Annotated in this window: 9 protein-coding genes, 1 tRNA gene and 1 pseudogene; 9 read left to right on the forward strand and 2 right to left on the reverse strand. The window is 69.5% G+C overall.

The features are described from left to right. Positions 1 to 96 precede the first annotated feature (96 nt). Positions 97 to 411 (forward strand): annotated as a pseudogene (locus AB0C20_RS32055) (DUF4383 domain-containing protein); the annotation flags it as partial. A 6-nt stretch (positions 412 to 417) separates the two neighbouring features. On the opposite strand, the gene AB0C20_RS32060 reads toward AB0C20_RS32055, so the two are convergent. Continuing rightward, the gene (locus AB0C20_RS32060) at positions 418 to 1,116 is read right to left on the reverse strand and encodes a TetR/AcrR family transcriptional regulator (protein ID WP_357191010.1); all 699 of its coding nucleotides are present in this window, start codon (positions 1,114 to 1,116) and stop codon (positions 418 to 420) included. 224 nt (positions 1,117 to 1,340) lie between these two features. After that, entirely contained in the window at positions 1,341 to 2,306 is a 966-nt protein-coding gene (locus AB0C20_RS32065; protein ID WP_210784778.1) for an acyl-CoA desaturase, read from the reverse strand. A gap of 313 nt (positions 2,307 to 2,619) precedes the next feature. Here AB0C20_RS32065 and AB0C20_RS32070 point away from each other — a divergent pair. From AB0C20_RS32070 to AB0C20_RS32105, 8 genes are all read left to right on the forward strand, one after another. Beyond that, positions 2,620 to 2,691, forward strand: a tRNA-Gln gene (locus AB0C20_RS32070). A 110-nt stretch (positions 2,692 to 2,801) separates the two neighbouring features. Then, the gene (gene glmU, locus AB0C20_RS32075) at positions 2,802 to 4,334 is read left to right on the forward strand and encodes a bifunctional UDP-N-acetylglucosamine diphosphorylase/glucosamine-1-phosphate N-acetyltransferase GlmU (RefSeq protein WP_357191015.1); all 1,533 of its coding nucleotides are present in this window, start codon (positions 2,802 to 2,804) and stop codon (positions 4,332 to 4,334) included. Positions 4,335 to 4,392: 58 nt separating this feature from the next. Then, a complete protein-coding gene (locus AB0C20_RS32080) occupies positions 4,393 to 5,373 on the forward strand; it encodes a ribose-phosphate diphosphokinase (RefSeq protein WP_030329105.1) in 981 nt (326 codons plus the stop codon). A gap of 333 nt (positions 5,374 to 5,706) precedes the next feature. Continuing rightward, positions 5,707 to 6,396, forward strand: a complete 690-nt coding sequence (locus tag AB0C20_RS32085) for a 50S ribosomal protein L25/general stress protein Ctc (RefSeq protein WP_238683599.1) — start codon at positions 5,707 to 5,709, stop codon at positions 6,394 to 6,396. A gap of 94 nt (positions 6,397 to 6,490) precedes the next feature. Then, positions 6,491 to 7,081 carry an aminoacyl-tRNA hydrolase gene (pth, locus tag AB0C20_RS32090; protein WP_238683598.1) on the forward strand — a complete coding sequence of 197 codons (591 nt, stop codon included), beginning with the start codon at positions 6,491 to 6,493 and terminating at the stop codon, positions 7,079 to 7,081. Between the two features lie 132 nt (positions 7,082 to 7,213). Then, positions 7,214 to 8,044: a 3'(2'),5'-bisphosphate nucleotidase CysQ gene (locus tag AB0C20_RS32095; protein WP_357569391.1), complete on the forward strand. Its 831-nt coding sequence runs from the start codon at positions 7,214 to 7,216 to the stop codon at positions 8,042 to 8,044. Between the two features lie 75 nt (positions 8,045 to 8,119). Continuing rightward, positions 8,120 to 9,031, forward strand: a complete 912-nt coding sequence (cysD, locus tag AB0C20_RS32100; RefSeq protein WP_091394617.1) for a sulfate adenylyltransferase subunit CysD — start codon at positions 8,120 to 8,122, stop codon at positions 9,029 to 9,031. Positions 9,032 to 9,105: 74 nt separating this feature from the next. Further along, complete coding sequence (locus AB0C20_RS32105) at positions 9,106 to 10,359, forward strand: GTP-binding protein (RefSeq protein WP_357191029.1); 1,254 nt, start codon at positions 9,106 to 9,108, stop codon at positions 10,357 to 10,359. The last annotated feature ends 80 nt before the right edge of the window (positions 10,360 to 10,439 follow it).

The following is a 10,439-nucleotide window of genomic DNA, read 5'->3' on the forward strand; positions in this document are numbered from 1 at the left end:
GGTGACCGGCACGGACGGGCTCTGAACGGCGCTCGGTGACTGCACCGTGTGCCCGGTTGGCTGCGTAGCGAACGCCGTCTTGACGTGGCCGCCGACAACCTGGCCTTCTCGCTCGCCTCGGTGATCTTCGGGGTCGTCCTGATCATCGGGGCCTCGCGGCGTACCAACCTCGGCCACTACATGAACCTCACAGCGGGCGTGGTGTTCCTGGTGACCAGCATCCTGATGATGTCGGTGCTGCAGACCGACGCGAACTTCCTCAACTTCTCGATGTCGACAGTTGTCGTGTCGATGCTGTTCGGCCTGATCCTGCTCGGCACCGGCCTCTACGACAAGGTCGGCCCACCGGAATCCGCCGAGGCGGAGTTGGAGCACCGCAAGCACCCGGTGGCCGACGTGCACCGCCGCTGATCGCTGTCAGTTGCGCCGTGCGGTGATCAGCGTCGGCTTCGCCTCCAGGTGCGACAACCCGTTCCAGGCCAGGTTGACGAGGTGCGCCGCCACCGTCTCCTTGCGCGGCTTACGCACCTCCAACCACCAGCGACCGGTCAACGCCACCATGCCGACCAGCGCCTGCGAGTACAGCTCGGCGAGCTTCGGGTCGTACCCGCGGCTCTTGTACTCGGCGCCCAGGATGTGCTCGACCTGGTGCGCCACGTCGTTCATGACGCTGCTGAAGTTGGCAGTGCCGGACATCAGCGGCGACTCACGGACCAGCACCCGGAAACCGCTGGTCTCCTCCTCGATGTAGGTCAGCAGGGCGAGTGCGGCCTGTTCCAGCAGCTCCCGCGGATGCCCTGCGGTCAACGCCGTGGTGATCCGGTCCAACAGGGCCCGGACCTCCCGGTCCACCACCACCGCGTAGAGCCCTTCCTTGCCACCGAAGTGCTCGTAGACCACCGGCTTGGAAACCTTGGCGCGGGCCGCCACCTCCTCGATGGAGGTGGCGTCGAAACCGCGCTCGGCGAAGAGTTGCCGGCCGGTCGCGATCAACTGCTCCCGGCGTTGGGCCGCCGACATGCGGACCCGGGAGGGAGCTTTGGCTTTCGGTGCCGCCGTCGGCGTCGCCCGTCGGCCGCCGACGGCTGCCGCCGCCTCGTCGCTGACCTCGGGCATGTCGCCGCCTCGCTGGCGCTCGGTGACGCCCTGCCGTGGAATGGTTCCTCCGCTGTGCCCGTTCACGTCGTCGCCTCACTGTCGGGCGGTTCGACCGCCCTGACGCGCCGTTCGACCGTACCCGGATCGGGCTCGGCTCCCCGTCCGCCGAGCCGCCCGGTCCCCCCGCATGGCTCGGTCACCCGGCCATCCTGCCAGGCGGCATCCCCGTGCACCGCCCGGTTTCAGTGGGGTGCGACAGGCTTCACCAGCTTGGCGGCGAGGCGTTCGGGCTTTGGCCAGCGCACCTGGGTTGCCGCGCCGGTCTTCTCGAACAACCAGATCACCCGGGCGGAGATGTCCACCTGACCACGCAACACACCGTGCCGGGCGCTGGTCGGGTCGGCGTGGTGCAGGTTGTGCCAGCTCTCGCCGAACGACAGGATCGCCAGCGGCCAGAAGTTCGACGCGCGGTCGCCCTGGCGCATCGCGAACGGACGCTCACCGTAGACGTGGCAGACCGAGTTGATCGCCCAGGTGACGTGGTGCAGAAGGCCGATCCGGACCAGTCCGGCCCAGAAGAACGCGGTCAGCGCGCCCTGCCAGGACCAGGTCACCAGGCCGCCGATCAGCGCCGGGCCGAGCAGCGAGATGGCCACCAGCGCGGGGAAGAGTCGGTCGACACGGCTGATGTCCCGGTCGGCGATGAGGTCGGGTGCGAAACGCCCGCGGTTGGACAGCTCCCGGCGGAACAGCCAGCCCACATGCGCGTGGAAAAGGCCTCGGGTCAACGCCCAGAAGCTGGTGCCGAAGCGCCACGGCGAGTGCGGGTCGCCCTCCAGGTCGGAGAACGCGTGGTGGCGCCGGTGGTCGGCGACCCACTGAATGATCTCGCCCTGCACCGCCAGCGAACCCGCGACCGCCAGCGTCACCCGCAGCCACCGCTTGGCCTTGAACGAGCCGTGCGTGAAGTAGCGGTGGAAGCCGACGGTGATGCCGAGCCCGGAGACGACGTACCAGACCAGGCCGATGATCACGTCGGTCCAGCCCAGCCAGCCGCCCCACGCCACCGGAACGGCGACCAGCAGGGCGACGAAGGGGATCACCACGAAGGCCCAGAGGGCGGCCAGGATGCCGGGGGACTGGCTGCCGTCGGTGAGTGGTTTGGGGCCGGGTCCGGCGGTGTTGGAATCGAGCAGAGCAGTGGACATGGGACCTCGCAGGGGGATGGTAACGATCACGAAGCTACGCCTACGTCACCGTAACTTACGGCACCGTAGATCGCACGAGGAAGTTTCGAATCGTCTTCGCGTAACTGCTCGAAGCCGCAGGTCAGCCGGCCCGGTGGCGGGCACCTGACCGGCCCCGGAAGAGGGCGGCCGAGGCGCGGGCCGACGCCCCCCGAACTGTCGACGGCATCGACCGCTCGCCGTGCGGCGGGATGAGCGCTGGCATCCGACGGCGGGGGCGCTAAGGTGTAGCGGCGGGATGTCCATCCCTCGTGCGACGTGCTCGCGTCGCTGATCGGCCGTGGTGTAATTGGCAACACCCGGGTCTTTGGTACCCGTATTTCAGGTTCGAACCCTGGCGGCCGAGCTGCCCACCTACGTCCGCTTTAGGGTCCGGTGGGGGTAAGAGGGGAACGTGCCGGGCCTCGCGGCTAGCATGGCCGCGAGAGTGTCCGCCGTCCCGACGGGAGCCACGTCGTGCCCCAGCCCCACCTCCGTACCGTCGTCGTACTTGCCGCCGGTGAGGGTAAGCGGATGAAGTCGACACTGCCCAAGGTGCTGCACCCCCTGCTCGGTCGGACGCTCCTCGGTCACGTGCTGAGCGCCGCCGCACCGTTGGGCGCGGACCGCACCGTCGTCGTGGTGGGGCACGGCGCCGACCAGGTGCGGGCGCACCTGTCCGAGGTCGCTCCGGACGCCACTCCGGTGCTCCAGGCCGAGCAACTCGGCACCGGGCACGCCGTACGGATCGCGCTGGAGGCCGTACCGGACGGTGCCGGCACCGTCGTGGTGATCAACGGCGACGTGCCCCTGCTGCGACCCGAGACGGTGGGTGCGCTGGTGACCGCGCACGAGGAGGCCGCCGCGGCGGCCACAGTGCTGGCTGCCGAGGTGCCCGACCCGACCGGCCTCGGGCGGATCGTCCGGGACGCCGACGGCCGCCTGGAGCAGATAGTCGAGGAGCGCGACGCCAACACGACGCAGCGCGCGATCCGGGAGATCAACGCCGGTATCTACGCGTTCGACGCGGTACGGCTGCGCGAGGCGCTGGGCAAGCTCTCCACCGACAACGACCAGGGCGAGGAGTACCTGACCGACGTCTTCGGTCTGCTCCGTTCCGCCGGCGAGCCGGTCGCGGTGCACGTCGCCGTGGACCACGTCGAGACGTTGGGCTGCAACGACCGGGTGGAGCTGGCCACGCTGCGCGGGCTGCTGCGCGACCGGATCAACGAGGCGTGGATGCGCACCGGGGTGAGCCTGCTCGACCCCGCCACCACCTGGATCGACGTGACTGTCGCGCTGGACCGGGACGCGGTGGTCGACCAGAACACCCAGTTGCGCGGCGGCACTGTGGTCGGCGCGGGCGCGCTGATCGGGCCGGACGTCACCCTGATCGACACGATCGTCGGCCCCGCCGCGTCGGTGGTCCGCAGCCACGCCGTGGGCGCCGAGGTCGGCGCGGGCGCTACCGTCGGGCCGTACGCGTACCTGCGGCCGGCCGCCCAGTTGGCCGAGAAGGCGAAGGTCGGCACGTTCGTCGAGGTGAAGAACTCGCAGATCGGCGCCGGCGCGAAGGTGCCGCACCTGACGTACGTCGGCGACGCGACGATCGGCGAGCAGACAAACATCGGCGCCGCGTCGGTCTTCGTGAACTACGACGGCGTCAACAAGCACCGCACGGTGATCGGCAGCCACGCGCGGACCGGTGCGGACAACATGTTCGTGGCGCCGGTCGAGGTGGGCGACGGGGCATACACGGCAGCCGGGTCGGTGATCATCGATGACGTGCCGCCAGGGGCGATGGGTGTCGCCCGCGCGCGCCAGCGCAACATCGAGGGCTGGGTGGTCAAGCGGCGCGCCGGCACTGCCGCGGCGGAGGCGGCGCAGCGGGCCGGCGACGCGAAGGGCGGGTCCGGTACGACTGGTGCCGCAAGCCACAGTGAGGCAATCCACGGGGCGACCGAGACGGTGGGCGGCGCATCCGGCGCGGGAGATACTGCAACCGAATAGTCCCTGACCCACCACCACCGGGTCGGGTACCGCCGACATAACGGGAGCAGACGGGCCCATGGGCAGCATCGTCGCCGAAAACCGCAAAAGCCTGATGCTCTTTTCCGGACGTGGCTTTCCGGAGTTGGCCAAGGAGATCGGCGAGGTGCTCGGCGTCGCGCCGACGCCGGCCGACGCGTACGAGTTCGCCAACGGCGAGATCTTCGTACGGTTCAAGGACTCGGTACGTGGTTCGGACGCCTTCGTGGTGCAGTCCGTCACGCACGGGGTGAACACGTGGGTCATGGAGACCCTGATCATGGTGGACGCGCTGAAGCGGGGGTCGGCCAAGCGGATCACAGTGGTGCTGCCGTTCTACCCGTACGCCCGCCAGGACAAGAAGCACCGTGGTCGGGAGCCGATCTCGGCGCGCCTGGTGGCGGACCTGCTGAAGACCGCCGGCGCGAACCGCATCCTCACCGTCGACCTGCACACCGCGCAGATCCAGGGCTTCTTCGACGGCCCGGTGGACCACCTCTTCGCGATGGACATCCTGGCCGAGTACGTGGAGCACAAGTACGCCGGCCGACCGATGACAGTGGTGGCACCGGATTCGGGCCGGGTGCGGGTGGCCGAGCGGTGGACCGACCGGCTGGGCGGCTGCCCGTTGGCGTTCATCCACAAGACCCGTGACCCGATGAAGCCGAACCAGGTAGTGGCCAACCGGGTGGTCGGCGAGGTGGAGGGCCGGGTCTGCCTGATCGTCGACGACATGATCGACACCGGGGGCACCATCGCCAAGGCCGCCGACATCCTCAAGGAGTCGGGCGCGGCGGAGATCGTGGTCGCGTCCACCCACGCGCTGCTGTCCGACCCGGCCACCGAGCGGCTGAAGAACAGCTCGATCAGCGAGATCGTGGTGACGAACACCCTGCCGCTCCCGCCGGAGAAGCAGCTGGACAAGCTCACAGTGCTGTCGATCGCGCCGCTGCTGGCGCGGGCGATCCGCGAGGTCTTCGACGACGGCTCGGTGACCACCCTCTTCGGTGGCCTGAGCTGAGCCTGAGCCCCGTTTCCGCCACTCGACACGCTGGCGGGGGCGGGGCTGGCAAACTGGTGGAAACGGGGCCGGCACGCTGGTGGGAGCACCACCGACGCGCCGGTCTTGAGCCGTGATCGGGGACTGCCGGAAACCCTGGAAACAGCTCGGGTAGACTGGTGCGGTTGCCACGGCGAGGGTGCCCGGCGGGCCGCTGAAAAGCGCCGCACGGAGGCACCGTCATCGACGCGGTGCTCCGGGCAGTCGTTCATGACGCATGAGCCCCAGCGAGCCCCTCGCCCCAGCACCGTTAGACGACAAGCCGCCGCAGCGAAAAGCATCAGGAGTTTCCCCGTGTCCGAGGTAAAGATCAGCGCCGAGCCCCGTACCGAGTTCGGCAAGGGTGGTGCCCGCCGTACCCGCCGGGCCGGCAAGGTGCCCGCCGTGCTGTACGGCCACGGCGAGAAGCCCAAGCACATCGCGCTGCCGTCGCGGGAGTTCGCCGCCGCGATCCGCAAGGGTGGTGCCAACCAGCTCTTCGCGATCGACATCGCCGACGGCACCCAGGTGCTGGCGCTGCCGAAGGCGATCCAGCGTGACCCGATCCGCGACACCTTCGAGCACGTCGACCTGATCCTGGTCCGCCGGGGCGAGAAGGTCACCGTCGAGGTCCCGGTCCAGCTGACCGGCGAGGCCGCCCGGGACACCCTGATCGTGCACGACCACGACACCCTCTCGGTGACCGCGGACGCCACCAAGGTTCCGGACCACCTCGAGGCGTCGATCGAGGGCCTGGAGGCGGGCACCCTGGTGACTGCCGGCGATGTCGAGCTGCCGACCGGCGTCGAGCTGGCCGTCGACTCGGAGCTGACCGTCGCGTCGATCACCGCCGCCCCGACCGCCGAGCAGCTCGAGGCGACGCTGCCCGAGGTCGAGACCGCCACCGACGAGGCCGAGGCCGAGGCCGGCGAGACCACCGAGGGCTCCGAGGGCGCGGACACCGAGGCTGCCGCCGAGGCCACCGAGGCGCGCACCGAGGCCTGATCGGTTCGTACTGTGCGACAGGCGTCCCCGAATGTTCGGGGGCGCCTGTCGGCATATCGGGAGTCGGTGGGATGGGCGTCGGAAGGGACAGGTAGTGACGGACGAGGCGGGGCCGTGGCTGGTGGTCGGCCTGGGCAACCCGGGTCGGGAGTACGCCGGCAACCGGCACAACGTCGGGTTCATGGTGGCCGAACTGCTGGCCGGGCGGGTGGGTGCGCGTTTCGGCCGGCACAAGCGGGCGGTGGCCGAGGTGGCCGAGGCGCGGCTGGGGTTCGGCGGGCCGAAGCTGGTGCTGGTCAAGCCACTGACGTACATGAACCTGTCCGGCGGGCCGGTCGCAGCGTTGGCACAGTTCTACAAGGTGCCGACCGCGCAGGTGATCGCGGTGCATGACGAGCTGGACATCGACTTCGGTCAGGTGCGGATCAAGTTCGGCGGCGGCGAGGGCGGGCACAACGGCCTGCGCTCGATGTCGAAGTCGTTGGGGACCAAGGACTACGCCCGGGTGCGGTTCGGCGTCGGCCGACCGCCGGGGCGCCAGGATCCGGCGGATTACGTGCTGTCGGATTTCGGCGCGGCCGAGCGCAAGGAGTTGGATTTCCTGGTGGACCGGGCCGCCGACGTGGTGGAGTCGGTGATCACCAAGGGTGTGGAGCCGACCCAGAACCTCTACCACGGCGGCTGAGCCGGGCGGGGCGTACCCGAATCGGAAACGGCGGGCCGGTAGTCTGCGCCTTTCAGCGTGCCGCGACCGGCGACGCGAGTCGCGGCGGATCGGCCCGTGCGGGCAGCGCGGCGAGGCGACGGGAGCGGACAGATGAGCAGTCCTCCGATGATCGATGGCGCGTTCGCCCGATGGTTGGCGTCCCGGGCTGGGCAGGCGTTGCTCGACCTGCGTACGGAGATGGGTTTCGCCGACGCCGGTGCGCTGAAGTCGGCCGGGGACAAGGTGTCGCACGACCTGATCCGCACGGAGTTGGCGAAGTGGCGTCCGGGTGACGCGGTGCTCTCCGAGGAGGACGAGGGCTCGCGGATGGCCTGGGCCGCTGAGGTGAACACCGGAGCGGTGTCCCGGTTGAACGCGGACCGGGTGTGGATCGTCGACCCGCTGGACGGCACCCGGGAGTTCTCCGAGGAGGGGCGCTCGGACTGGGCGGTGCACGTGGCGCTCTGGGCGCGCAACGCGCCGAGCCCGCACGGGCTGGTCGCCGGGGCGGTGGGGTTGCCGGCGCAGCACCGGGTGCTGGGCACCGACTACCCGCCGGCGTACCCGCCGATGACTGTGGAGGCGGCGACGGCCGGCGAGCGGAGGATCCGCCTGGCCGCAAGCCGGAGCCGGCCCCCGGTCTTCCTGACCGATCTGGCCGAGGACGTCGGGGCGCACCTGGTGCCGATGGGCTCGGCCGGAGCGAAAATCGCCGCAGTGGTCACCGGTGAGGTGGACGCGTACATCCACGCAGGTGGGCAGTACGAGTGGGACTCCGCAGCCCCGATCGCTGTGGCGACGGCCACCGGACTGCACGCTTCCCGGATCGACGGTTCTGCGCTGAAATACAACGAGGCGGATCCGCGGCTGCCCGACCTCCTGGTCTGCCGCAAGGATCTCGCCACCCGGTTGCTTGCAGCGTTGCAGAAACATTCCGGGTAGCCTGAGCGAACTTTCTTGACATGCCCGACCGGAAAGGTCTGGAAATCGGATGAGCGAGCGAATCGAGCCGGTGTCATGACCACCCCCGCGGCGTACCAGGTCTCCCACCTGGACGCCTTGGAAGCGGAGAGCATCTTCGTGATGCGCGAGGTGGTCGCCGAGATGGAACGCCCGGTGATGCTCTTCTCCGGTGGCAAGGACTCGATCGTCATGCTGCGGCTCGCGCAGAAGGCGTTCGCCCCGGCCAACGTCCCCTTCCCGGTGATGCACGTCGACACCGGGCACAACTTCCCCGAGGTCCTGGAATACCGCGACCAACGGGTTGCCGAGCTCGGGTTGCAACTCGTGGTGGCGAGCGTGCCGGAGGCCCTGGCCAGCGGCATGGTCCGAGAGTCCGGTGACGGCATGCGTAACCGGATCCAGACACCGGTGCTGCTGGACGCGGTGGAGAAGCACCGCTTCGACGCGCTGTTCGGTGGCGCCCGCCGGGACGAGGAGAAAGCCCGGGCGAAGGAGCGGGTGTTCAGCTTCCGCGACGAGTTCGGTCAGTGGGACCCGAAGAACCAGCGGCCGGAGCTGTGGTCGCTGTACAACGGCCGGCACCACCCGGGCGAGTCGATCCGGGTCTTCCCACTGTCCAACTGGACCGAGCTGGACGTGTGGCACTACATCGCGCGGGAGCGCATCCCGCTGCCGTCGATCTACTACGCGCACGAGCGTGAGGTGATCGAGCGGGACGGCATGTTCTACGCCGTGAACGAGTTCTTCCGCCCCCGCGCGGGTGAGGAGCGGTTCAAGGCGCAGGTGCGCTACCGCACCGTCGGCGACGCCTCCTGCACCGCCGCTGTCCGTTCCGACGCGGACACCGTGGAGAAGGTCATCGAGGAGGTGGCTGCCACCAGGATCACCGAGCGCGGCGCCACCCGTGGTGACGACCGGGTCAGTGAGGCCGCCATGGAGGACCGCAAGCGGGAGGGCTACTTCTGATGAGCACCGAGATCGTGGCGTCCGCGAATGCGGAGGCCCAGGCTGCCACCGGGGCCGGGCCGGAGGCCCGGGCCATGGACCTGCTGCGGTTCGCCACCGCCGGCAGCGTTGACGACGGGAAGTCGACACTGATCGGGCGGCTGCTCTACGACACCAAGTCGCTCTTCACCGACCAGTTGGCCGCCGTGGAGGCGGTCAGCGCGGCCCGCGGTGACGAATACACCAACCTGGCGTTGCTCACCGACGGTCTGCGTGCCGAGCGGGAGCAGGGCATCACGATCGACGTGGCGTACCGGTACTTCGCCACCCCCCGGCGCAAGTTCATCATCGCCGACACCCCGGGCCACATCCAGTACACCCGCAACATGGTCACCGGGGCGTCGACCGCCGACCTGGCGTTGATCCTGGTGGACGCGCGCAAGGGCCTCGTCGAGCAGTCCCGCCGGCACGCGTTCCTCTGCTCCCTGCTGCGGGTCCCGCACCTGGTCCTCTGTGTCAACAAGATGGACCTGGTCGACTGGTCTCAGGAGGTCTACGAGCGGATCGCCGACGAGTTCACAGCGTTCGCGGCGAAGCTCGACGCACCGGACCTGACAGTGGTGCCGGTCTCCGCGTTGCGCGGCGACAACATCGTCACCCGGTCGGACAACATGCCCTGGTACGAGGGCCCGTCGCTGCTGCACCACCTGGAGCGGGTGCACATCGCCAGCGACCGCAACCTGGTCGACGTCCGGTTCCCGGTGCAGTACGTGATCCGTCCGCAGTCCACCACTGTCACCGACTACCGCGGCTACGCCGGCCAGGTCGCCTCCGGCGTGCTGAAGCCGGGTGACGAGGTGATGGTGCTGCCCTCCGGCTTCACCAGCCGGATCGAGGCCGTGGAGACCGCCGACGGGCCGGTCCCGGAGGCGTTCCCGCCGATGTCGGTGACGGTACGACTGGCCGACGAGATCGACATCTCGCGGGGTGACCTGATCTGCCGGCCGAACAACGCGCCGGCGGTGGCCCAGGACATCGAGGCGATGGTCTGCTGGATGGACGAGACTGCCCCGCTGCGGGTCGGCGGCCGGTACGCGATCAAGCACACCACCCGGTCGGCACGGGCGATCGTGCGCGGGCTGCACTACCGGCTGGACATCAACTCCCTGCACCGCGACGAGTCGGCCGACGAACTGCGGCTCAACGAGATCGGCCGGGTGCGACTGCGCACGACCGTGCCGCTGCTGGCCGACGAGTACCGCCGTAACCGCACCACCGGCGGCTTCGTCATCATCGACGAGGCGACCAACCGCACGGTGGGCGCCGCCATGATCGTCGAAGCCAGCTAACCCCAACCCGCCGGCCCGCCGGGTACGCCGGCTCGCCCGCAAGATCGCGCTCGATCCAGGAAGTAGTGGCCTCACCCAAC

The sequence above is a fragment of the Micromonospora sp. NPDC048843 genome (assembly GCF_040649965.1).
Lineage (GTDB): Bacteria > Actinomycetota > Actinomycetes > Mycobacteriales > Micromonosporaceae > Micromonospora > Micromonospora hortensis.

Coding starts and splice junctions, on each gene's coding strand:
- AB0C20_RS32080 (WP_030329105.1), top strand. CDS start 4,393: ATGGGCAGCATCGTCGCCGAAAACCGCAAAAGCCTGATGCTCTTTTCC.
- AB0C20_RS32065 (WP_210784778.1), bottom strand. CDS start 2,306: ATGTCCACTGCTCTGCTCGATTCCAACACCGCCGGACCCGGCCCCAAA.
- AB0C20_RS32105 (WP_357191029.1), top strand. CDS start 9,106: ATGGACCTGCTGCGGTTCGCCACCGCCGGCAGCGTTGACGACGGGAAG.
- cysD (WP_091394617.1), top strand. CDS start 8,120: ATGACCACCCCCGCGGCGTACCAGGTCTCCCACCTGGACGCCTTGGAA.
- AB0C20_RS32095 (WP_357569391.1), top strand. CDS start 7,214: ATGAGCAGTCCTCCGATGATCGATGGCGCGTTCGCCCGATGGTTGGCG.
- AB0C20_RS32060 (WP_357191010.1), bottom strand. CDS start 1,116: ATGCCCGAGGTCAGCGACGAGGCGGCGGCAGCCGTCGGCGGCCGACGG.